Consider the following 22,940-nt stretch of genomic DNA (forward strand, 5'->3'; position numbering starts at 1 on the left):
GATAACCGGCGGGATTTTCCTCCCCAAGCCGGCGACCACGGAGCATGACCATGGGACTGAAAACCATCAACACGTCGCTGTCGAAGAACGACCTCGCACATCTTGGCGAAGGCGAAGTCGGCTATATCCGCAAGATGCGTTCGGAGGAAGTCTCCCGCTGTTTTCCGGAAGCGCCCGAGATGGGACCCGGCATCGATCTCTGGGCCCTGTTCGCCGCCGATGGAACCCCAATCCTCTTGACGGACAACCGCTCCAGCACCTTCTTCAAGGCGGCAGAGGACGACCTGCGTACCGTCAGCCTGCATTGATTACCGGCCCCCGCCCCGGAGCTGTGAATTGCCCTCATCCGGCCTGCCGGCCACCTTTTCCCGCAACCGGGCGAAGGGGACCCCCGGCAAGGCCGAGCTCCTCTCACCTTCGGGGACGCGGCGGTAGTGCGAAATCGGGAGACCAGCGCTCCCGTCCCTCGCTCCGCATGCAGGACGAGGGCTGCTGCAGTATCCTTGAATCGACCTCGATCAAGACACGATGTGCCACAGCGGCCTTTGCGCGTCCGAAGACACGCGGGCGCCGTATGGTGAGGGGCTAAATACGCCCTAACTACGCCTGAAAGTCAGATAGGCAGACTTGCGGCCCTCCCGCTGGGCTTTGGCCTCGTAGCGCGTGCTCGGCCAACCGGCGAACGGCGTCAGCCAGTCGGCTGCTCTTTCGGCCGTCCACTCGAAAGCGGCGTGGTCGCGGCAGTGGATGAGGGTCCAATTGACGTAGCTTTCGATATCCGAAGCGAAGCAGAAGAGGCCGCCGGGCTTTAGCACGCGGGCGAAGCGGTCGAGATTGACTTTGGAGACGAAACGCCGCTTCCAATGCTTCCGCTTAGGCCAGGGGTCGGGATAGAGCAGGTCGATCTGATCGACCGAGGCAGCCGGCAACCAGTCCAGAACCTGGGCCGCGTCGTCGTCATAAAGGCGGACGTTGCCGACTCCCCTCGCTTCGATCTGACCGAGCAGTTTCGCCATCGAATTGATGAAGGGCTCTACGCCGATGAAGCCGGTGGACGAATCCTCCGAGGCTCGGTGTACGAGGTGTTCGCCACCACCGAAACCGATCTCGAGCCGTATTCGCGTGACGGGGGCCGGGAAGAGCTTCGACAGGTCCGCGGGCGCCGGCTCAGCCAGATCGAGCTTCAGGGCAGGCAGGATCGTTTCGAGATGCGTCGCCTGGCGTTCCCGCAAGGGCTTGCCCTTGCGGCGGCCAAAGAAGGCCTCCGTGGCTCTGGCGCGGCGCGGTTCACTCATCTCGTCATTCCATTCGAAGCCAAGATCGCTTTGGGCCGTTGCGGCCCAGATCTTCAAACAAGAGAGGCGGATGCTCCTTTGCGAGCACCCGCCCTGATTTATCAGAACCATGCATCCGAATCGATGCTAGGCCGTCGCCTTATGCCGCGCGGCCGTTGATTGCCGTCGCGTCGAGAGCGATCGCCTCCTTGAGCGGCTTTACCAGGTCGAGCTTTTCCCAGGAGAAGGAGCCGTCGCGCCCCGCCTTACGGCCAAAGTGGCCATAGGCGGCCGTCTTGGCATAGATCGGCCGGTTGAGGTCGAGATGACGACGGATGCCACTGGGAGAGAGGTCCATCGTCTTGCGGATCGCCCTTTCGACCTGGTCTTCGGAGACCTTACCGGTGCCATGCAGGTCAACATAGATCGACAGCGGCTGGGCAACGCCGATCGCGTAGGAAAGCTGGATCGTGCAACGGTCGGCCAGACCGGCCGCCACGACGTTCTTTGCGAGATAGCGGGCGGCGTAGGCGGCCGAGCGATCGACCTTGGTCGTGTCCTTGCCGGAGAAGGCGCCACCGCCATGGGGCGCTGCGCCGCCATAGGTGTCGACGATGATCTTACGGCCGGTGAGACCCGCATCGCCGTCCGGTCCGCCGATGACGAACTTGCCGGTGGGGTTGATGTACCAGGTGCAGTCGTCGGCAATGCTCAGGTCGGAAAGCGCCTCGTGAATATAGGGTTCAACCACCGAACGGACTTTGGCGGAATCCCAATTCTCGTCCAGATGCTGCGTCGAAAGGACGATCGAGGTAACCTCGGCCGGCTTGCCGTCGATATAACGCACCGTCACCTGACTCTTGGCGTCCGGACCGAGCTTGGCGACCTCGCCTTCACCCTTCTTGCGGGCAGCGGCAAGCAGATTGAGGATGCGGTGCGAATAGTAGATGGGCGCCGGCATGAGCTCTGCGGTCTCGCGGCAGGCATAGCCGAACATGATGCCCTGGTCGCCAGCACCCTCCTCGCCCTGCTTGTCGGCGGCGCTATCGACGCCTTGAGCGATATGCGCGGACTGGAAGTGCAGCAGCACGTCGATCCTGGCCGTCTTCCAGTGGAAGCCGTCCTGTTCGTAACCGATATCGCGGATCGCCTTTCGGGCGGCGGACTTGAACTTCGACGGATTGATGACGTCGTTGCCGTTCTTGTCCTTCTTGAGAAGACTCGGCGGCAGGCGGACTTCCCCGGCGATGACGACGCGATTGGTGGTCGCCAAAGTCTCACAGGCAATGCGCACGCTCCAGGGGTCGACACCCGACTTGGCCGCTTCGCGGTAGACCAGATCGACGATCTCGTCGGAGATGCGGTCACATACTTTGTCGGGATGGCCTTCGGCTACGGATTCACTCGTGAACAGGTAGTTTGCGCGCATGCGGGAAGTCCCCTCAATGAAAGAAGCGGTCCGAAACTGTTAGTGGGTTTGCTAGCGAAAAACAAGCGAACAACGACATAAATATATGTTTATATCGATATCACCGATCCGCAAAATGGGGGGCGCGTGGCGTCGCCGCGATTTTGAAATTTATTGAGCGATCGTCGCCCGCGATCTCAGCGGAATCTCACCCGCACTTACGAAAAAAGCGGCCCATGGCCGCTTTTTCATCTCCCGGAATTCTTCCGCTAGTCGCTCTCCGCCTCGGCGGCCAGCGCCTTCACGAGATCCACCAGCTTGCGCCTGACCTTCGGGTCGGAAATCCTGACAAAGGCTCGGTTAAGCTGCAGGCCTTCGGAAGACGACAGGAAATCGACCACGTAGTTGGAGCTCGCAGGCTCGGCGCTTCCCGAGGCACCGGCGCCCTCTCCCGGGGCATCCTCGAAGAAGAACGAGACCGGCACATTGAGAATCGTGGCGATGTTCTGCAAGCGGCTCGCGCCGACACGGTTCGTGCCCTTCTCGTATTTCTGGATTTGCTGGAAAGTGATCCCTAGACTCTCGCCGAGCTTCTCCTGACTCATGCCAAGCATCGTTCGGCGAAGGCGAATCCGGCTGCCGACGTGAATGTCGATCGGGTTCGGCTTCTTCTTGTTTTCAACCATATTCGCGTTCCTAAACACGCTGTTTCGATGACCTACAACCCCTCATTGCTGGTTCTTGCATCCCAAGCAGCCTGCCCGCGAAGGCAGGACTACAGCGGCAGGTGGAGATTGACGGTAATAAACACTATGCAATTTTAGGGGTTTTTGGTCAATTCGTTCCGTAACTGAAACTTCTGCGTGAAATAATTGCAATCAATAAGAGAACCCCCATCGCAAACCAGAAAATCCGGTCACGCGTGATTGTATTAGTCGCCGTGATCATTTTTCCCGGTAGGGTAGTATCAACAACTCCCTTGTAATTGTATCCCAATCCTACCACTAAAACACCGCGTGCATCAATGATTGCTGATATACCGCTATTGGCGGAGCGGATCATCGGCGTTCCACTTTCGACGGTGCGAAGCTGCGCCTGATGAAAGTGCTGGCGGGGGCCGGGTGTATCGCCGAACCAGGCATCATTGGTGACGTTCAGAAGCACGTCGGCCATGTGGCCGCTGCCGTCGATCTCGTCGGGGAAAATCGCTTCGTAGCAGATCAGCGGATACATCGTCCTGCCGTCAGGCAAGGTCAGAAGTGCGCGGCTCCTTGCCGCCGAGAAGCCACCTGGCATTGAGGCGGCAACGGAACTCAGTCCCCAGGAGGAAAGCAATTGCTCAAACGGCAGATATTCGCCGAAGGGAACCAGATGCATCTTGTCGGCGGCCCCGACGATCTGCCCGCGATCATCGATCACGTAGATCGAATTGTAGTAGCGCGGCGGCAGGCCGGCACCCGCGTCCTCGGTCCGCACCGCGCCGGTGACGAGTATCTGACCTTCCTCGAGAACATCGGCAATCCGGGTCAGGGCGTCGGGGTTTTCAGTCAGGATGAAGGGGACCGAGGTTTCCGGCCAGACGACGATGTCGGGCCTCTGGTGTTTCGGCGCTGGCGGGGCCCTCGTGAGGGCGAGATGCTGCTCGAAGATCGTCGCACGCTCTCGGTCGTCGATCTTCTTCGCCTGGTCGATCACCGGCTGGACGAGCCGCACGGTCGTTTGCGGTTCCGGCGGCGCCGTCACCGGAAGGGAAAGTCGATAATAGCCGAAGCCGATATGGGCGGCAAAGAGTGCGACCGCGGCGCCGAGGCCGATGCGCGCACCTCTGCCCGTGCCGACGAGGGCCGGGGAGGCAAAGACGAACACTGCCAGCGTGTTGATCGTCGAAAGGTTCACAACGCTTGCCGACTGCATCATCAGCGGCATCGGCATGGCCGCATAGCCTATGGCATTCCAGGGGAAACCGGTGAAGACGAAGCTGCGCAACCATTCCGCAAGGCCGAATCCGACGGCCAAGGCGGCGATGCGGCCCACCCCATCGGACCAGAAACAGCGGGCAAAAAGCACGGCCGCGGCATAGAAAAGCGCAAGAAATGCAGGAAGACCGATGACCGCGAGCGGCAGCGCCCAGGCGAAGACATCCGCCTCGACGAGCAGCGCGTTTCCAAGCCACCACAGCCCGCCAAGGAAATAACCGAAGCCGAAGGACCAGCCGATCGAGGCGGCAGGCAGCAGCCGCCGCAGCAAGCCCTCGTCCGGGTGGGGCGCCACTCCATCGATCAGCCACACGAGAATCGGAAAGGATACAAAGGCGGCGGCGAAAATGCCGAAGGGCGGCTGGGTGAACATCGCCAAGAGGCCGGCGAGAAAGCCGACGAAAGCACGAGATGCGCCGGAAAGTAGTATTATTTTACCTGCCAGTCTTTCCATCGAGACCCCAATCGGCGCCGGCCCTGGCCGCGCGGAAGAACGAATCAATCGGCCGCAGTCTTCCAAAAAAGCGGCGCCTTGTCCTGTGGCGGCAGCGGCAATCCGTCAGCTAGCCGATCGGCCCGATGCTCGGAACCGAATTTTCAGAAAGCGCGATTGCGTAGATCCACTAAACTTACGCCTCCCTATGCCCTCGAGGACGCACGGCGCGTAACGCAATCGCGTCGATGACTTCGCGTGACGGTTGAGATATGATTGACCCGAGTTAACCACAGTTGCCAATTTGATGCGGGGGGCGGCTACCGGTTTCCCCGTTCTTGCGTACGATATCGTCATCAGGCGTTCGACTCCACCTATGGCGATGGCCTAGTCAATGGGTTTTGTAGAGTGACAGGGGGTCACAATGTTCGATTCCCGCGAAAAGATCGCACTTTTCATTGATGGTGCCAATCTTTATGCCACATCGAAGAGTCTCGGCTTCGATATCGATTACCGGAAATTGCTGAGCGCGTTTCAAAAACGCGCGTACTTGCTGCGCGCCTATTACTACACGGCCCTCATTGAAGACCTGGAGTTTTCCTCGATCCGCCCATTGATCGACTGGTTGGATTACAACGGCTACACGGTCGTCACCAAGCCCGCCAAGGAATTCACCGATGCGCTCGGACGGCGCAAGATCAAGGGCAATATGGATATCGAACTCGCCATCGACGCCATGGAGCAATCGGACGTGGTGGACCACGTCGTGATCTTCTCCGGCGACGGCGACCTGACCACACTCGTGGAGGCGCTGCAGCGAAAGGGGCGCAAAGTCTCCGTGGTTTCGACCATGTCGACCCAGCCGCCGATGGTCGCCGATGAGTTGCGCCGCCAGGCGGATCATTTCATCGACCTGATCACATTGCGCGGCGAGATCGACCGCCATCCGCCGGAATACGTGCCGCAGTCCACCAAGCCGAAGAACGAAGACGCGAACCAGTAGATCAAGATGATTTCACGTCGGGTCGCCGGAAAGCCTCGTGATCTCGTTGCTGACGATCAGGGTGGATGCGGCCGAAATAGCTCTTCTGCATGTCTCCTGAAGGGCCGCGTGGAGAAAGACGTACAGCAGCTGCAACGACCTTTTGCGCGTCTGATTGGACGCGCGGCGCTGTAGTCCTCCGCCACCCCTCAGGGCTGCTGGTCCGCGGCGGTTAGGCTCACTTGACGGCGTGCGGTGGCTGGATCTCGGCCTGGCCGCCGGAAGGCACGAACGTCTCGGGCAAGGGCTCCTTTTCACTCTTCATCACCCGCCGGCGGGCCGGCGCACGCTTGCGCATGATCCGCACGCGTTTGACCCGGCGCGGATCGGCGTCGAGAATCTGGAATTCGAAGCCGGGAATGGCCTGAACCACTTCGCCACGGACCGGAATGCGGCCAAGCGAGGCGAATACCAGACCGCCCAGCGTGTCGACATCCTCGATCTGTTCGCGTACGTCGAAGTCCGGTCCAATCGCCTTGGCGATCTCCTCGAGTTCGACACGGGCATCGGCCACGAAAATGTCGTCGGACGTGCGGGCGAACATCACCTCTTCGTCGTCATGCTCGTCCTCGATGTCACCGACCACCATCTCCACGATGTCTTCGAGCGAGACGAGACCGTCCGTGCCGCCATATTCATCGATGACCAGTGCCATCTGTATGCGTGCGGCCTGCATGCGTTGCATCAGGTCAGACGCCAACATCGAGGGTGGCACGAACAGGAGCTGGCGAATGATCCCGGCCTCCTCGACGGTCTTGTCCAAATCGACGCGTGAGAGATCGAAATTCGACTTCGGCTGGCGCGGCGTCCTATCCGCCTTTTCGCCCGCCACAGCGGGCGGAGCCTTGCCGTTTCGGCGACGGTTGCGGGCCTGTTTCGTGACATAGGCCAGCAGATCGCGGATGTGCACCATGCCGCGCGGGTCGTCCAGTCCTTCGCTGTAGACTGGCATGCGCGAACGTCCCGATTCCTCGAAGATACCCATGAGTTCGCCGATGCTGATGCTCTGATCCACCGCCTCGATGTCCGCGCGCGGGACCATCACATCCTCGACCCGCACCTCGCGAAATCGAAGGATGTTGTTGAGCATCGCCCGCTCTTCGGGCGAAAAGGCGGCGTTGCTGACGGCATCGGTCAATAGCGCGTCGGCAAGATCCTCGCGGAGGCTGGACGTGCTTGCGCCGCGCAACAGGCGTGCGGCCCGGCTCCAGAAAGTTGATGCGCTTTTGTTGCCCTCTGGTCGGGCGGCGGTACTACTACTGCCCGCGTCGGAGTCGCCGGAGGCCTCGGCCTCGTCGTTCGCAACCGTGACCGGTTGAATCTTGAAGTCGCTCATTGTTCCAAACTGTCAATCCGAGGCTCTGTCCCCGTAAGGGTCAGATAAGCCAAGACGCGCCAAAATGCGAGTCTCCAGAGCCTCCATTCTCTCCGCTTCATGGTCTTCGAGGTGATCATACCCGAAAAGGTGCAGGAATCCATGGACGAGAAGATGGGTCAAATGCTCCTCGAAGGGCTTCGCCAACTCCGACGCTTCGCGCCGTAGCGTTTCGAAGGCGACGACGATATCGCCGAGCATCGGCCCCGGCATCTGACCCGGCGCCAATGGAAAGGCCGGAAAGGACAGGACATTGGTCGGCTTGTCCTGTCCACGCCACTCCGCATTGATCGCGCGGATCGACGCATCGTCGGTGAAGACCAGCGACAATTCCGGCGGCCCGTCGGGAAACGGCTGCCCCTCGCCCTCGACCAGAAAATCGGCTGCCGCCCCGAGTGTGCGTGCCGCAAAGGACTGGAGTTCGTCCTCCGGGGGCCATTCCCCTTCCTCGACGCTGATCTGGATGTCCAATACCGTCATCTTCGTGCGGTCGTCAGCGATCGCTCTGCTCGCTTTCGTCATGGACGGCCGTATGGCTTTCATAGGCCCTGACGATCCGCGCCACCATCGGATGACGCACGACGTCGGCGTCCTTGAAGCGGATAACCGAAACGCCTTCGACGCCCTTCAATATCTGCAGAGCCTCGACGAGGCCCGACTTGACGCCCCGCGGCAGGTCGACCTGGCTCGGGTCGCCCGTGACGATCATGCGGCCATTCTCGCCGAGACGGGTCAGGAACATCTTCATCTGCATCGATGTCGTGTTCTGCGCCTCATCGAGAATGACGGCGGCATTGGCGAGCGTCCGCCCGCGCATGAAGGCGAGCGGGGCGATTTCGATGACGCCGGCGGAAATCGCCCGCTCGACCTTGTCGCCAGGCATCATGTCGTAGAGCGCGTCATAAAGCGGGCGAAGATAGGGATCGACCTTCTCCTTCATGTCGCCCGGGAGAAAGCCGAGCCGCTCGCCCGCCTCGACTGCCGGCCGCGACAGGACGATGCGATCGATCGCGCCGCGCTCGAGCAGCTGGGCGGCATGGGCGACGGCGAGATAAGTCTTACCGGTACCGGCCGGGCCAATGCCGAAGACGAGCTCGGCCCGATCGAGCGCACGGATATAGGCATCCTGCATCGGCGTGCGCGCGGCGATCGTCTTCTTCCGCGTAGAGATCTGCGCCATCGTCAGCTTGGCCTTGCGCTCCATCGTCGGCAGCTGCAGCTGGTCGTCCGCCGCGGCCGCCATACGGATGGCGCCCTCGACGTCGGAGGTGTCGATAGTGGCGCCGCTCTGGAGCCTGCCGTAGAGGTAATCAAGCGCGCGGCGTGCCTGATTGGTCGCAACGACATCGCCGGAGATGGCAACCGAGTTCCCGCGCGGCCTGGCATGAATGCGCAGCCGCTCCTCGAGCAGTTTCAGGTTTTGGTCGAACTGGCCGAAGAGTTCACTGGCGAACCGGTTGTTCTCGAACGTGAGCACGAAGTGATTGGCGTCTGTCGCGGATGTCTTCGATTGGCGCGATGAGGATGAAATCATCTCGTGTCCGTTCAAGCGGTTCTGGCTCCTCGATCCTGGTCTGCAGCGTCCGATGGCAACCGCAGACTGTTCTAACACTTTATCTGCGCAATTGCTCCCAGCGAACGCGATTTCCGCTGCTGCGCTAGCCGACCATCTCGGCAAACAGGCTATTCGGGCCGGCCTTGGTGATTCGTACCCTGATAATGTCACCGATTTGCGATTGCTTTGCATCAATATTCACGGGCTGCAGCCAGGGCGAGCGACCGACCAGCTGGCCGGCCAGCCTGCCCGGCTTCTCCAGGAGAACATCTATCTCCCTTCCGACGCAGGATGCGGCGAATTCGCGCTGCTGGCGGGTAAGCAGGTTTAGCAATCTTTCCAGGCGTTTGGCTTTCACGTCTTCAGCAACCTGACCCGTGAGTTCCGCCCCAGGGGTGCCGGGCCGGCTCGAATATTTGAACGAGAAAGCCTGTGCATAACCGACCGACTCGACAAGGCGCATCGTGTCCTCGAAGTCTTCCTCGGTCTCGCCGGGAAAGCCGACGATGAAATCACCGGAGAGCGCAAGATCGGGCTGGGCCGCGCGGATGCGGTCGATAAGGGCGAGATATTCGGCGGCCGTATGCCGGCGGTTCATTGCCTTCAGGATGCGGTCGGAGCCCGATTGGACCGGCAGATGCAGATAGGGCATCAGTTTCGCCATCGAGCGATGCGCCTCGATGAGGCTGTCGTCCATGTCGCGCGGATGGCTGGTGGTGTAACGAAGGCGCGCGAGCCCATCAATCTCGCCAAGATGCCTCAAGAGATCGCCGAGACCGCAATCACGGCCGTCCGGGCCCGTGCCGTGCCAGGCGTTGACGTTCTGCCCGAGCAGCGTGATCTCGCGCACGCCGCCTTCGACCAGCTTCTCCGCTTCGGCAAGGATTTGCGCAACCGGGCGAGAGACTTCGGCGCCGCGGGTATAGGGAACCACGCAGAAGGTGCAGAATTTGTCGCAGCCTTCCTGGACAGTCAGGAAGGCGGTGACGCCGCGAGCGCGGGTTTTCGCCCGGTCGGGAGCCGGCAGATGCTCGAACTTGTCTTCAATCGCATAATCCGTCTCCACGACGCGCTCGCCGCGGCGGGCCCGCTTCAAGGCTTCCGGCAGGCGGTGATAGGTCTGCGGGCCGATCACCAGGTCAACTGCCGGTGCGCGGCGAAGGATTTCATCGCCTTCGGCCTGGGCGACGCAACCGGCAACGCCGATGACCATCTCGCGGCCTTCACTTGCGCGTGCCTTCTTCAATTCGCGCAGCCGCCCCAATTCGGAATAGACTTTTTCGGCGGCCTTCTCCCGAATATGACAGGTGTTGAGGAGCACGAAATCGGCGTCTTCCACCGCATCTGTCGCAACATAGCCGTCGCGCGCGAGCGCATCCGACATGCGATCGGAATCATAGACATTCATCTGGCAGCCATAGGTCTTGACGAAGACCTTGCGCAGCGGCACGTGGTCGTCGCCCGCGACGGGCGATGTCGGCAGAAGAGCTGTTTCCTGGGTCATGCGGCGTTCTTTAGTGCAAAGCGGCCAAAAGTTGAAGCTTTTTCGGGTGCCGCGGCCAATGCCGCGACCAAGTAAAGCCGAGACAGCAGGCTCGACTACGCCGCGTTTTGCGACCGGTCCGGCGACCGCCCTCTCAGTCGCTCCGACAGCATGGTGCGGATCCGCTGTTCGACGGCACGGCTGACTTCTTTCCGGTTGGATCGACGTTCGTAGTCCACCGTCTCACCGAAGTCGACATCCACGTCGAGCGCGCCTTCCCTGAGGACACCTAGAAGCGACGGAAGCAGGCCGATATCACCCGGCCAGGCCGCTATCGGCCGGTAATAGCGCCCCATCGGCATGCCGTGGATACCTGTATAGGATATGGCGACAGGCTGCACGTGGACGAGTCCGGTCGGCGACTGCGGCACGGCCGAGGCGGCAGCGCCAAAGAGCGATGTCTTCATTTCGAGCAGGCGATTGCCATCCGACGTGGTGCCCTCCGGAAAGAGCACCACCACTTCACCATCGGCCAGACGCCGGCCGATTTCGCTTACCTGATTGCCCGTCGCACGCCTCTGCTCGCGCTCGATGAAGACGGAAGCCTGCAGGCGTGCAAGGAGGCCGAAAATGGGCCAGTCCTTGACGTCGGACTTGGCAACAAAGACGACGTCAGCAATCGACGACAGGACCAGAATGTCCTTCCAGGAAACGTGGTTGGCGCTTATGAGCAGCGGCCGGCGGCTCTCCAGTTCCCCATGTACCCGGACGCGAATGCCGAGCAGACGGCAGGCAAGCCGGTGCCAGATGCGCGGCAGATAGCGGCGCGGTTCAAGGTCGAGCCGAAGGCACACGAGCTGAATCGGCATCATGAAAAGCGAGACGATCAGGAGCAGGATGCCGTAGAGCGTGACCCGTATCCAATTGACCATCGAGGGGCCTCACGCCGCGAGACTCGTCGCCATTCGAGAAACCAGTCCCGCCCATTCGCAGGAACGCGGCAGGAGTTCTCATTGACGGCAAAATCCTCTAGCGAAGATCAAGCCGCATGACAAGCGCGGCAGTGCGTGCGCCGGCAGCCCCCTGGTAATAGGCCCGCCGCTCCCCGACCTTCAGGAAACCCAGCTTGCGATAGAGGCCGATCGCCGCCTCGTTCGTTTCGTCGACTTCGAGGAAGAGGGTATCGGCACCCTTGACCAGCGCCTCGCGCATGACCGCCTGCATCAGCCGCCAACCGAGACCGGAGCGGGCGAAACGCGAATCGACCCCGATCGTCAGGATCTCCGCCTCGCCGGCGGTCGCACGCGACAGGACGAAGCCGCCCAGGGAAGGACGAAACCCACCGCTGGTCTGGCGCGCGGCAAATCCGAAGACCGTGTCCTGGGCGAGCAGCGCGTGAATCTCGCCATCGCTCCACGGGGAGGCAAAGGTTTGCCCATGGAGCGCCGACGCGGCAGCGAGGTCGCCTTCCTCCAGCGGGAAGATATCGAATTCGGCACGGCGGGTGAAATAGTCCGTCAAACTCATCGTCATCGATTCTAACACGGGCGTTACGCCCACACGATCTATCCTGCGCTGGCCCGAGACACCGCGAATCCCGCCTGGGGTTTCGCATCGGGCCCACGCAGATAAATCGGCTTCGGCTTGGCCGAAGCTGGATCGGCTGCAGCGCCCAGGCGAGCAACTATGGCGATGTCGATGTGATCTGCTTCACCGCTTGCCTCGGCAGTTGTGACGAGATGGGCTCCGGAACCGCAGGAGATTCCATCGAACCCGCGCAAGCGCTCGCGCGCCTCAGCTATCGGCAGGACTTCAGCCGGCCCTGCGGGTTGCCCGAGTGTGTCGAAGCACTGCACATAAGCCTCGTCCCGCTTCGCGTCGATCGCGACGAGCACCGGTCGCCCCGGCTCGGCCTGCCTGGCTCTTTCCGCTATGGCGTGAAGCGTGGTGACACCCACCGCTGGCTTGCCGAGCGCAAGCGCGAGGCCACGCGCGGCCGCAACCCCGACGCGGATGCCGGTGAACGAGCCCGGTCCGACGGTCACCGCGATCCGGTCGATATCCTCGAGCCGTTTGCCGGAAGCACCGAGAGCCTCGTCGATGAAGTCCATCAGGCGCTCGGCGTGGCCTCGCCCGATAGTCTCTCCGGCGCCTGCCAGCAGCGCTTCGGTCGCACCGTCGTAAACGGCTGCGGCGCAGCCGGAACCGCAAGTGTCAATGGCAAGAACCAACATGCTGAGCTGTCAACGCCTCCCTATGCATGTCTCTTAAATCGACCCCGAGTTAAGAGAAAGACATGCAGCAGTTCAAAAGTGCGAGAGCGACTTCTGCGCGTCTGCGAAGACGCCACCCGCATCTGCTGACGCACACCCCAGACGACGAGAGCGGCCCGCGGAGGCGGGACCGCTCGACAATTGCCTTGCCACTGAATCAAACGGATTCGACGGACTCAACTTCCGGCACGAAATGCCGCAGCAGGTTCTGCACGCCGTGCCGCAGCGTCGCTGTGGAGGAGGGGCAACCAGAGCATGCGCCCTTCATGTTCAAAAACACGGTGCCGTCCTTGAAGCCGCGGAAGGTGATGTCGCCACCATCCTGGGCAACCGCCGGCCGCACGCGGGTCTCGAGCAATTCCTTGATGGTGGCGACGATCGCCTCGTCGCCTTCATCGTAAAACTCGCCCTCCTCATCCGTTTGCTCCGCCCGGCCGACGCCGGACATCACCGGCTGGCCGGACATGAAATGCTCCATGATCGAACCGAGGATAGCGGGCTTCAGATGCTGCCACTCCTGCCCTTCCTTGGTAACCGTGATGAAGTCATAGCCGAAATACACGCCGGTAACGCCGGGAATCGCAAGGAGCCGCGCCGCAAGCGGCGAGCCAGCACGAGCTTCCTCCTCGTTGCGGAATTCGGCCGTGCCGCTTTCCATCACCACCTTGCCCGGCAGGAATTTGAGAGTGGCCGGATTCGGCGTGGCTTCGGTCTGAATGAACATCTCTTTCTCCGTTGAGCCTCGAGCGGTCCTCGATCGGCTCTTTAGAATAGTTCAAAAAATATAGGGACAAGCTGCCAAGGCCGCAAGAGCGCATGGCGCCCCAGTGCTGATTGTTCATCCGGCAGCTGAAATGCTGCACGCATGCATCAGGTGAGCGCGTCGATTTCCTCGTCGGTCAGAAGATCCGGGATGACGGTGACCGGAATCGGAAAGGCAGCGGACTTCCCGGCGATCGATGAGACCAGCGGCCCGGGACCCTCCTTTGCCGATCCGGCCGCCAATACCAGAATGGCGATGTCCCTGTCCTCTTCGATGAGCGCGTGGATCTCATCGGTTGCGTTTCCTTCGCGGATGACCAGTTCCGGCTCGATGCCGATCGTTTCTCGGACGTTCTGAGAGACCTTGGCAAGTGTCGCCTCGGCCTCCTCGCGCGCCTCCGCCCGCATGATCTCCTCGACGCCCAGCCATTCCTGGAAGTCGCCATCGGCGATGACGTAGAGCAGCACCAGGCCGCCATTGGAGTTCTTCGCCCGCATACCGGCATAATGCACGGCGCGGCTGCATTCGGGCGTGTCATCGATCACCGCCATGAATTTGCGGCGATGACCTTCCAGTCGTGAGAGTCGGGTCGAAACCATGCGGCGAACATTACATTGCCGCACGCCGCCTGCAAGGTCTCATTTTTGCCGGCTATTGCAAAAATCCGATGATCTCGCGCACTTCGCGCATCGTCTTTTCCGCTCTCGTGCGGGCGCGCTCGCCGCCCGTGCGCAGGATCGCGTCTATATGCGTCGTGTCGTCCATCAGGCGGCGCATTTCGGCCGTGATCGGCGCAAGCACGCTGACGGCAAGATCGACGAGGGCTGGCTTGAAGACCGAGAATTGCTGGCCTGCGAACTCGGCAAGCACCTCTTCCTTGGTCTTGTCGGAGAGCGCCGCGTAAATGCCGACCAGGTTTTCTGCCTCCGGGCGGCTTTTCAGCCCTTCCACTTCGCTCGGCAGCGCATCCGGGTCGGTCTTCGCCTTGCGGATCTTCTTGGCGATCGTCTCCGGATCGTCCAGCAGGTTGATGCGCGACAGATCGGATGGATCCGATTTCGACATCTTCTTCGTGCCGTCGCGAAGCGACATGACGCGTGGCGCCGGGCCGCCGATCAGGGGCTCCACCGGCGGGAAATAGGCGTGGATCGGCTCCTCGCCGACGACGATGTCGACACCGTAACCGCCGCGGCGGATATGCTCCATGAAGTCGATGTTGAACTTCTGGGCGATGTCGCGCGTCAGCTCCAGATGCTGTTTCTGGTCGTCGCCGACCGGGACATGCGTCGCGCGGTAGACGAGGATATCGGCCGCCATCAGGCTCGGATAGGCAAGCAGGCCGAGCGAGGCGTTCTCGCGGTCCTTGCCGGCCTTGTCCTTGAACTGCGTCATCCGGTTCATCCAGCCGATGCGGGCGACGCAGTTGAAGATCCAGGCGAGCTCCGCATGCTGCGGCACGGCCGACTGGTTGAAGACGATATGCTTCTCCGGATCGATGCCCGAGGCGATGAAGGCCGCGGCGATCGAACGGATCTGGCCAGGCAGATCCTCATGCACGAGCTGCGCTGTGATCGAGTGGAGGTCGACGACGCAATAGATGCAATCATGGCTCTCCTGCAAGGCGACGAACTTGCGGATCGCGCCGAGATAGTTGCCGAGATGCAGGTTGCCGGTCGGTTGAACGCCGGAAAATACGAGCGGCTTGAATTCGTTCATGTCGTCCCCAATCGGGCTTGTGGAGGGCCAGTTGTTATCCGCCGCGCTTATGCACGGCGGGCCCTCTTCAATCAAGTGGCTGAATTATGCGATGCCAGCACCTTGTTTCGGCACCCTGCAGGCGACAGGGCGCCTCGGGATCATGGCGTTTCAGAGCCATCTCGCGCGGCGGGTTCCGTCGCCGGTCTTGCCGCCTTGCGCTTCAGACTCCGGCGGATCATGCCGAGGCTCGCGCCGCCGAGCGCGAAGGCGCAGGCGAAATAGATCGCCATCGCCGCGAGCACCAGGCCGCAGACCGTCGCCGCACGCGTCGCAAGGGGTGCGGCGGAGGAAAGCGGGAAGGCCAGCCATTCGATCGCGTAATAGAGCGCCACCGCCATGATTGCGGCGGCGGCGACGAGGCGGGGGATCCTCGAGAGTAACGCAATGTCGCGGCCCCAGTGCCCCCGCCAGACGAGGGTCGAAAATAGCAGGATCGCATTCGCCCAGCCGGCGACGATCTCGGCAATGGCAATGCCGCTTGCGCCGAGCATCGGAAACAGCGTTAGGGCGAACGATACGTTCACGACCACCGAAACGGCGGCGAAGATCATCGGCGTGCGGGTATCCTCGCGCGCGAAGAAGCCGGGAATGAAGGCCTTGATCAGCACGAAGGCCGGCAAGCCGAGGCCGTAGATCGCGAGGATCTGGCCGACGATGACGGTCGATTCAGGCGAGAACTTGCCGCGTTCGAAGAGCAGCCGGACGATCGGCTCCGACATGACGAGCAGCGCGGCAGCCGCAGGCAAGGTCAGGAAAAGCGTGAACTCGACGGAGCGATTCTGCAGGCTCGAGGCCTCGTTGAGGTTGCCGGCGCGAAGTGCGCGCGCAAGCTCAGGGAGAAGTACGGTGGCGACCGCAATGCCGACGACACCGAGCGGCAGTTGGTAGATGCGGTCGGCATAGACGAGAGACGAGACAGCGCCCGCCTTTGCCGACGCAATGTTGGTATTGATCAGGAGGTTGATCTGGGTGATGCCGCCGGTGATCGCCGCCGGCAGCGCGAGCACCAGCAGCCGCCGGACATTGGCCGTCAACCGCGGGCGGCGAAAGCCGATCCTCATCCCGGCATTGCGCACCGCGAGCCAGACGATCGCAAGCTGGACAAGCCCCGCCGCCATCACCCCCCAGGACAGACCATAGCCGACGGCAACCGCGTCATGGCCGTCATACCAGGCATAGGCGAGCACAGCGATCAGGATGACGTTCAGGAACACCGGCGCAATCGCCGCAGCGAAATAGCGGTGCAGCGAATTCAGCATGCCAGCCATCATCGCGCCGAGCGACATGCAGGCGAGATAGGGGAACATGATCGTCGCAAAGGTGACGGTGCTTGCGAATTTCTCCGGATCGTCGGCAAAACCGGGCGCGATCAGTTCCCCGACGATGAAGGGCATCGCCAGTTCCATCGCGATCGTCAGAAGCAGAAGTACGGTAAACAGGACTCCGAAGACCTCTTCCGCAAAGGTGCGGGCGCCTTCCATGCCGCGCGCCTCGATCTCCCTGGCAAAGAGCGGCACGAAGGCGGAATTGAACGCGCCTTCGGCGAAGAGCCGGCGAAAGGTGTTCGGCAGGCGGAAGGCAGTGTTGAAGGCGTCGGCCACCGGACCGGTGCCGAGGGCCGCCGCCATGAAGGTTTCCCGTACGAAACCGAAGACGCGGCTTCCAAGCGTGGCGCCACCGACAGTGGCGAATTTCCTGACCAGGCTCATGTTTCGGCTTTTGTCGATCTGGACGCGTGCGACGAGCGCGGCACCGGAGCCGGCGCGATAATGCCCGAGGGCATATGCAAGCGCGCTTCGTCCAATTCGCCCGCAAGCACCGCCTTGAGGCGGGCGGCAATGTTGACCTGTCGGCTTTCGCTGGTGATCTTCGAACCAACCAGGTCGGTGACGTAGAAGGTGTCGATCACCTTCTCGCCGAAAGTGGTGATATGCGCCGAAGCGATGTCGAGCGAGAGGTCGGAAAGCACTGCCGTGATCTCGGAGAGAAGACCCGGGCGGTCGAGCCCTTCCACCTCGATCACCGTGAACTTGTTCGACAGCGTGTTGCTGATCGTCACCTCAGGCGTCACGGTGAAGGCCTTGCTGCGCTTCTTCACCTTGGTACGGCTGGCGATGACCTCCGGCAGACGCCTGCGGCCCGACAGTACGTCCTCGATCAGCTTGCCGATGCTGCCTGCCCGGCGCATCTCGTCCTCGTCCACCGAGAACTCGCGGTTGACGAGGATCGTGTCCAGTGCACGTCCATCGGAGGTCGTATGGATCTGGGCGTCGACGATGTTGGCACCTGCCGCGGCGCAGGCACCGGCAATCACCGTCAACAGGCGCGGATGGTCCGGCGAAAGCACGGTAATCTCGGTGATGGCGTGGAACTGGTGCGTGCGCACCATCGTCGCCAATGTCTTGCCCGCACGATCCGCCTCGCGGATGAATCCGGCATGGCGCACCTGGTCCTCGATCGCTACGGTAAGCAGATAGGGCTGGTAGTGCAGCCGCACATAGGCGTCGCGCTCTTTGCGCGGCCAATCCTTGAGCGCTTCGCCGAGCACGTGCGCGGCGTGCTTCGCCCGCTCTTTTCGCGAAAGCTCCGAAAAGCCCCCCGAGAGGAGAAGCTCCGTCTCGTAATAGAGCGTGCGCAGCAATTGCCCCTTCCAGCCGTTCCACACACCCGGCCCGACGGCGCGGATGTCGCAGACCGTCAGGATGAGCAGCATCCGCAGCCTTTCCAGCGATTGCACCCGATCGGCAAAGTCGACGATGGTCTTGCGGTCGTTCAAGTCGCGGGTCTGGGCCACCATCGACATGGTCAGATGTTCCTCGACCAGCCAGACGGCCGTTTCGGTCTGTTTCGGCGTCAGTCCGAGGCGCTGGCAGAGCTTGCGAGTCACCTTTGCGCCGGCGATCGAGTGATCCTCGGGACGGCCTTTGGCGACATCGTGAAGCAGCACTGCGACATAGAGGGCTTCGCGGTCTTCCACATGCGGCATTAGCTTCGCCGTCAGCGGATGCGCCTCCACCTCAAGACCCCGCTCGATGCGCGAGAGTACGTCTACCGAGCGCAGCAGATGCTCGTCTACCGTGTAGTGGTGATACATGTTGAACTGCATCATCGACACGATCTTGCCGAAATCCGGGATGAAGCGGCCGAGAACGCCCGACTCGTTCATGCGCCTCAGGATCAGTTCGGGATTGCGCCGCGACGTCAGGATCGAGAGGAAGAGCCGGTTGGCTTCCTCGTTCTCGCGCAGGTGCGGCGTGATCAGGCTCAAGGATCGCGTGACCTGCTTCAACGCATTCGGATGGAATTCGAGCCCGTGAATGTCGGCGATGTGGAACAGACGCAGAAGGTTCACCGGGTCGCGCTTGAAGGCGTCCGGGCTTGCTAGCGCGATACGGCCGCCATCGTCGACGAAGTCGAGCGTTCCGGCGATCTTGCGCGTGCGGTGCTTGAACCGGCTGATTACGCCGGAAAGGCCGGGAGCGTCCTTTGCCTGCTGATCCTCGAGGGCGGCACAGAAGATCCGGGTAAGATCGCCGACGTCCTTGGCGACGAGAAAATAGTGCTTCATGAAGCGCTCGACCGCCGTCAGGCCGGGATGGTCGTGATACCCCAGCGCCTCGGCGATTTCGCGCTGGATGTCGAAGGAAAGCCGTTCTTCCGCCTTGCCGGTGAGGAAGTGCATGTGGCAGCGCACTGCCCAGAGGAAATCGTCCGACTTCTGGAACAGCTTGTATTCCTGCTTCGAAAGCACGCCGAGCTTGACGAGGTCGGCGGAGTCCTTGACCCGGTAGAAATACTTGGCGATCCAGAAGAGCGTATGCAGGTCGCGCAGGCCGCCCTTGCCTTCCTTGACGTTCGGCTCGACGAGGTAGCGGGTGTCGCCCGCCTTGCGGTGGCGTTCATCGCGTTCGGCAAGCTTTGCGGCGATAAATTCCGGGCCGGTATTGCGGACGATCTCGTGGTCGAAGCGTTCCTCTAGCTCGTCTGCCAGCGCCTTCGAGCCGCAGATGTAGCGACATTCCAGGATCGCCGTACGGATGGTCATGTCGGCGCGCGACAGTCGGATGCACTCGTCGATCGTGCGCGTCGCGTGGCCGACTTTGAAACCCAGGTCCCAGAGCACATAGAGCATGAACTCGATGGCCGGTTCCGCCCAGACGGCCTTCTTTGAGGGGAGCAGGAAGAGGAGATCGATGTCCGACCCCGGCGCGAGCGTGCCGCGGCCATAGCCGCCGACGGCGGTCACGGCGATGCGGGCCGTCGCCGGCGCGTTCGCCGCGTCGAAGACCTCGTTCAGCGCGAAATCGTGCAGAACGGTGATCAGTTGGTCTTGCAGCCAGGAAATGCGCTCGGCGCATCTGAGCCCTGCCCCGTCGGCGGACAGCCGTTCGCGCGCTTTGGCGCGGCCGGCGGTATTGGCTTCCTTGAAGGCCGCGAGCAAGGCCCGTCGCATGGGTTCGCGCTGCTCGGCATGGGCGGAGGCGATGAACCCGCACTTTGCTCGGAGGCTCGCGACATCGAGGATTTCAGGAAAAGAGTGTTCGCTGGCCATGAAGTGCCGAGAGGCGTCCTGTCCGACTGTTTCTGTGGTCCGCTGCATGTGCAAGCGCTCCTGCATGTCTCCCTAAATCGCAGGCGATCCAAGTTGGAACCATGCAGCAATTCAAAGTTGCTGCAGCAACGTTTGCGCGACAAGACGCGTGGCGCTGCAGTGCGTGACTCATGAAGAAGCACGCGGCGCTGTATAGCTGTTTTGACAATCGATTGACAGGAAAAATAGGTGGCACCTTCGCGCCTCAATCAGCGGCCGGCGACTTCCTTCTTCAACGCGTAGAGTGCCTCCAGCGCCTCGCGAGGCGTCATGTCGTCCGGGTTGAGGGCCCGTAGCGTTTCCTCGAGTTTCGAAGAGCCGGGAGCTCGAACCTCCTCGCGCCGGATCGCAACCTGGAAGAGCGGCAGATCATCGATCAGCTCGCTGGCCGGGTTCTTGCGATCGGCGTCTTCGAGCTTGGCAAGCACGTCCCGCGCCCGCGTGACCACCGAGGCCGGAAGGCCGGCAAGGCGGGCGACCTGAATGCCGTAGGATCGATCGGCAGCACCGGGGCCGACCTCGTGCAGGAAGATCACGTCGCCGTCCCATTCCTTGACACGCATCGTCGCGTTCGACAGCCGTCCGAGCTTTTCGGAAAGAACCGTCAACTCGTGAAAATGGGTGGCGAAAAGGCCCCGGCATCGATTGGCCTCGTGCAGATGCTCTACCGCCGCCCAGGCGATCGAAAGGCCATCGAAGGTCGCGGTACCCCGGCCGATCTCGTCGAGGATCACGAGCGAACGATCGGTCGCCTGATTGAGGATCGCCGCCGTCTCGACCATCTCGACCATGAAGGTCGAGCGCCCACGGGCAAGATCGTCGGAGGCGCCGACGCGGGAGAAGAGCCGGTCGACGACGCCGATATGGGCGGCGGCGGCAGGCACGAATGAGCCCATCTGCGCCATGATGGCAATCAGCGCATTCTGGCGCAGAAAGGTCGATTTGCCGCCCATGTTCGGACCGGTGAGAAGCCAGATCGCTCCGGCCTCCTCGCCAGCAGGCGGCGACAGGTCGCAGCCATTCGCGACAAAGGGATTTGCCGCCTGAAGCCGCAGTGCCTGCTCGACGACCGGGTGGCGGCCGCCAGCGATTGTGAACATCCGCGATTGGTCGACGACCGGGCGGACATAGCCCTGCTCCTCGGCAAGAACGGCGAGCCCCGCCGAGACATCGATCGTCGCCAGCGCCAGTGCCGCCGCTTTGATGGTTTCCGCATGGGCGACCACCTCGCGCGTCATCGCCTCGAAGGCCTCGATCTCGATCGCCAGCGCCCGGTCGGCGGCATTGGCAATCTTCGTTTCGAGCTCCGCAAGCTCGGTCGTCGTGAAACGCATGGCGTTCGCCATCGTCTGGCGATGGATGAAGCGGGCGCGCGCCGCGTCCGTGTCGATCAACGCGCCGGCATTCCCGGCCGTCACCTCTATGAAATAGCCAAGAACGTTGTTGTGCTTGATCTTCAGCGACTTGACGCTGGTCTCCTCTGAATATCTGAGCTGCAGGCCGGCAATGACCCGGCGCGACCGATCGCGAAGCGCCCGCATTTCGTCGAGCTCGGCATTCGCGCCCTCGCGAAGGAAGCCGCCGTCGCGCTTGAGAAGCGGTAATTCCTCGGCGAGCATGGCATCGAGGTGGGCGAGCAATTCACTTGGGAGCGCGGTGATCGCCTCTTGCGCTTGCCCGAGTTCCGCCGGAAGCTCGGCTCGCAACAACAGCCGGGATATGGCCGCAGCGGCGCGCAAACCGGCCTGAATTGCGCTTAAGTCGCGGGGGCCGCCGCGGCCGAGCGCAAGCCGTGAGAGGGAGCGCGGCATGTCGGGCGCGCGCCGCAGGGCGTCGCGAAGGTCGATGGCGAAGCTCGGCTGATCAACCAGGATTTCGAGGGAATCGAGTCGCGCATTGATCCGTTCCGGGTCGGTCAGCGGCGACATCAGCCGCTCGGCGAGCAACCGCGCGCCACCACTGGTCACGGTCCGATCCAGCGCTTTCAAGAGGCTTCCGTCGCGAGAGCCGGAGAGCGTCTTTACCAGTTCCAGGTTGGCGCGGGTCGCCGGATCGATGAAAAGCGTCGAGGCGACGCTTTCTCTTTCGGGAATGCCTAGCGGCGGCCTCTCGGCGATCTGGGTCTTCTCGACATAGGAAATCGCAGCGGAGGCGGCCGCGAGCTCGGCCCGCGAGAAGCTGCCGAAACCATCGAGGGTCTTGACGCCATAATAGCGCGCGATGCGGTTCTCGGCGGTCGCGCTGTCGAAAAAGACGGCGGGCTGCGGCACCGCCACCCGGCCGAGCACGTCGAAAACGGCGCGCAGCTCCGGATCGTGGAAAACGGTGTCCGGCAGGATCAGTTCGCGCGGCTCGACCCGCAGGATGTCCGCGAGCAGACGACTCTCGGCCGTTTCCGCTAATCGGAAGACGCCGGTCGAGATGTCGATCCAGGCAAGCGCATAGGCCGGTTCCGAGCCGCTTCTGATGCGGGCGAGCGCCATCAGGTAGTTCGACTCGGCCGGCGATAGCAGCTTGTCCTCGGTGATCGTGCCTGGCGTCACCAGACGTACGACATCACGGCGCACGACCGACTTGCTGCCGCGCTTCTTCGCCTCCGCCGGATCCTCCACCTGTTCGCATACGGCGACTCGGTAGCCTTTGGCGATCAGCTTCTGCAGATAGTCGTCGGCAGCGTGGACCGGCACGCCGCACATGGGGATTTCCTGACCCATATGCTGGCCGCGCTTGGTGAGCGTGATACCGAGCGCGCGAGCGGCTTCGACGGCATCCTGGAAGAACAGCTCGTAGAAATCGCCCATTCGATAGAACAAGAGCGAATCCGGATTGTTCGCTTTGATCTCGATGTACTGCTCCATCATCGGCGTGGCAGTGGAGCGGCTCTCCTCGCTCGCCAGATCGGACACAGAAAGAACGTCCGTATGGCTCGATATTCCGGTCACGAAATTCATGATTGTTCCAAAAAAAGAGATGTCACACTATCCGCAAGGATTTATAGACGACAATAAC

Annotated in this window: 19 protein-coding genes; 2 read left to right on the forward strand and 17 right to left on the reverse strand. The window is 62.1% G+C overall.

Annotated elements, in window-relative coordinates; all coding sequences use genetic code 11:
- Positions 1 to 50: 50 nt before the first annotated feature.
- A complete protein-coding gene (locus J2Z31_RS11410; protein WP_209601995.1) occupies positions 51 to 308 on the forward strand; it encodes a BQ00720 family protein in 258 nt (85 codons plus the stop codon).
- A 288-nt stretch (positions 309 to 596) separates the two neighbouring features.
- Here J2Z31_RS11410 and trmB read toward each other — a convergent pair whose 3' ends face one another.
- From trmB to lnt, 4 genes are all read right to left on the reverse strand, one after another.
- A complete protein-coding gene (gene trmB / locus J2Z31_RS11415) occupies positions 597 to 1,295 on the reverse strand; it encodes a tRNA (guanine(46)-N(7))-methyltransferase TrmB (protein WP_209601996.1) in 699 nt (232 codons plus the stop codon).
- A 139-nt stretch (positions 1,296 to 1,434) separates the two neighbouring features.
- On the reverse strand, positions 1,435 to 2,703 hold the full coding sequence (metK, locus tag J2Z31_RS11420; RefSeq protein ID WP_209601997.1) for a methionine adenosyltransferase: 1,269 nt from the start codon (positions 2,701 to 2,703) through the stop codon (positions 1,435 to 1,437).
- A gap of 248 nt (positions 2,704 to 2,951) precedes the next feature.
- A complete protein-coding gene (locus J2Z31_RS11425; RefSeq protein ID WP_209601998.1) occupies positions 2,952 to 3,368 on the reverse strand; it encodes a helix-turn-helix domain-containing protein in 417 nt (138 codons plus the stop codon).
- Positions 3,369 to 3,516: 148 nt separating this feature from the next.
- Positions 3,517 to 5,112, reverse strand: a complete 1,596-nt coding sequence (lnt, locus tag J2Z31_RS11430) for an apolipoprotein N-acyltransferase (RefSeq protein WP_209601999.1) — start codon at positions 5,110 to 5,112, stop codon at positions 3,517 to 3,519.
- 403 nt (positions 5,113 to 5,515) lie between these two features.
- On the opposite strand from lnt, the gene J2Z31_RS11435 reads away from it, so the two are divergent.
- Positions 5,516 to 6,094, forward strand: coding sequence for a LabA-like NYN domain-containing protein (locus J2Z31_RS11435; protein WP_209602000.1), 579 nt, complete (start codon positions 5,516 to 5,518; stop codon positions 6,092 to 6,094).
- 217 nt (positions 6,095 to 6,311) lie between these two features.
- On the opposite strand, the gene J2Z31_RS11440 is transcribed toward J2Z31_RS11435, so the two are convergent.
- From J2Z31_RS11440 to mutS, 13 genes are all read right to left on the reverse strand, one after another.
- The gene (locus J2Z31_RS11440) at positions 6,312 to 7,469 is read right to left on the reverse strand and encodes a hemolysin family protein (RefSeq protein ID WP_209602001.1); all 1,158 of its coding nucleotides are present in this window, start codon (positions 7,467 to 7,469) and stop codon (positions 6,312 to 6,314) included.
- A 12-nt stretch (positions 7,470 to 7,481) separates the two neighbouring features.
- Positions 7,482 to 7,988 carry an rRNA maturation RNase YbeY gene (ybeY, locus tag J2Z31_RS11445; protein WP_209602298.1) on the reverse strand — a complete coding sequence of 169 codons (507 nt, stop codon included), beginning with the start codon at positions 7,986 to 7,988 and terminating at the stop codon, positions 7,482 to 7,484.
- Between the two features lie 13 nt (positions 7,989 to 8,001).
- Positions 8,002 to 9,057, reverse strand: coding sequence for a PhoH family protein (locus J2Z31_RS11450; RefSeq protein WP_209602002.1), 1,056 nt, complete (start codon positions 9,055 to 9,057; stop codon positions 8,002 to 8,004).
- A gap of 109 nt (positions 9,058 to 9,166) precedes the next feature.
- Entirely contained in the window at positions 9,167 to 10,567 is a 1,401-nt protein-coding gene (miaB, locus tag J2Z31_RS11455) for a tRNA (N6-isopentenyl adenosine(37)-C2)-methylthiotransferase MiaB (RefSeq protein ID WP_209602003.1), read from the reverse strand.
- A gap of 95 nt (positions 10,568 to 10,662) precedes the next feature.
- The gene (locus J2Z31_RS11460) at positions 10,663 to 11,478 is read right to left on the reverse strand and encodes a lysophospholipid acyltransferase family protein (protein ID WP_209602004.1); all 816 of its coding nucleotides are present in this window, start codon (positions 11,476 to 11,478) and stop codon (positions 10,663 to 10,665) included.
- Between the two features lie 97 nt (positions 11,479 to 11,575).
- Positions 11,576 to 12,073 carry a GNAT family N-acetyltransferase gene (locus J2Z31_RS11465; protein WP_209602005.1) on the reverse strand — a complete coding sequence of 166 codons (498 nt, stop codon included), beginning with the start codon at positions 12,071 to 12,073 and terminating at the stop codon, positions 11,576 to 11,578.
- Between the two features lie 38 nt (positions 12,074 to 12,111).
- Positions 12,112 to 12,780, reverse strand: a complete 669-nt coding sequence (tsaB, locus tag J2Z31_RS11470; RefSeq protein WP_209602006.1) for a tRNA (adenosine(37)-N6)-threonylcarbamoyltransferase complex dimerization subunit type 1 TsaB — start codon at positions 12,778 to 12,780, stop codon at positions 12,112 to 12,114.
- Positions 12,781 to 12,976: 196 nt separating this feature from the next.
- Complete coding sequence (locus J2Z31_RS11475; protein ID WP_209602007.1) at positions 12,977 to 13,543, reverse strand: NifU family protein; 567 nt, start codon at positions 13,541 to 13,543, stop codon at positions 12,977 to 12,979.
- 146 nt (positions 13,544 to 13,689) lie between these two features.
- Entirely contained in the window at positions 13,690 to 14,181 is a 492-nt protein-coding gene (locus J2Z31_RS11480) for a universal stress protein (protein ID WP_209602008.1), read from the reverse strand.
- A 52-nt stretch (positions 14,182 to 14,233) separates the two neighbouring features.
- Positions 14,234 to 15,298 carry a tryptophan--tRNA ligase gene (gene trpS / locus J2Z31_RS11485; RefSeq protein ID WP_209602009.1) on the reverse strand — a complete coding sequence of 355 codons (1,065 nt, stop codon included), beginning with the start codon at positions 15,296 to 15,298 and terminating at the stop codon, positions 14,234 to 14,236.
- Between the two features lie 140 nt (positions 15,299 to 15,438).
- Entirely contained in the window at positions 15,439 to 17,049 is a 1,611-nt protein-coding gene (gene murJ / locus J2Z31_RS11490; RefSeq protein WP_209602010.1) for a murein biosynthesis integral membrane protein MurJ, read from the reverse strand.
- Complete coding sequence (locus J2Z31_RS11495; RefSeq protein ID WP_209602299.1) at positions 17,046 to 19,892, reverse strand: [protein-PII] uridylyltransferase; 2,847 nt, start codon at positions 19,890 to 19,892, stop codon at positions 17,046 to 17,048. The genes murJ and J2Z31_RS11495 overlap by 4 nt, the downstream gene beginning before the upstream one ends.
- A gap of 248 nt (positions 19,893 to 20,140) precedes the next feature.
- A complete protein-coding gene (mutS, locus tag J2Z31_RS11500) occupies positions 20,141 to 22,882 on the reverse strand; it encodes a DNA mismatch repair protein MutS (protein ID WP_209602011.1) in 2,742 nt (913 codons plus the stop codon).
- Between the last annotated feature and the right edge of the window lie 58 nt (positions 22,883 to 22,940).

The sequence above is a fragment of the Sinorhizobium kostiense genome (assembly GCF_017874595.1).
Classification (GTDB): Bacteria; Pseudomonadota; Alphaproteobacteria; order Rhizobiales; family Rhizobiaceae; genus Sinorhizobium; species Sinorhizobium kostiense.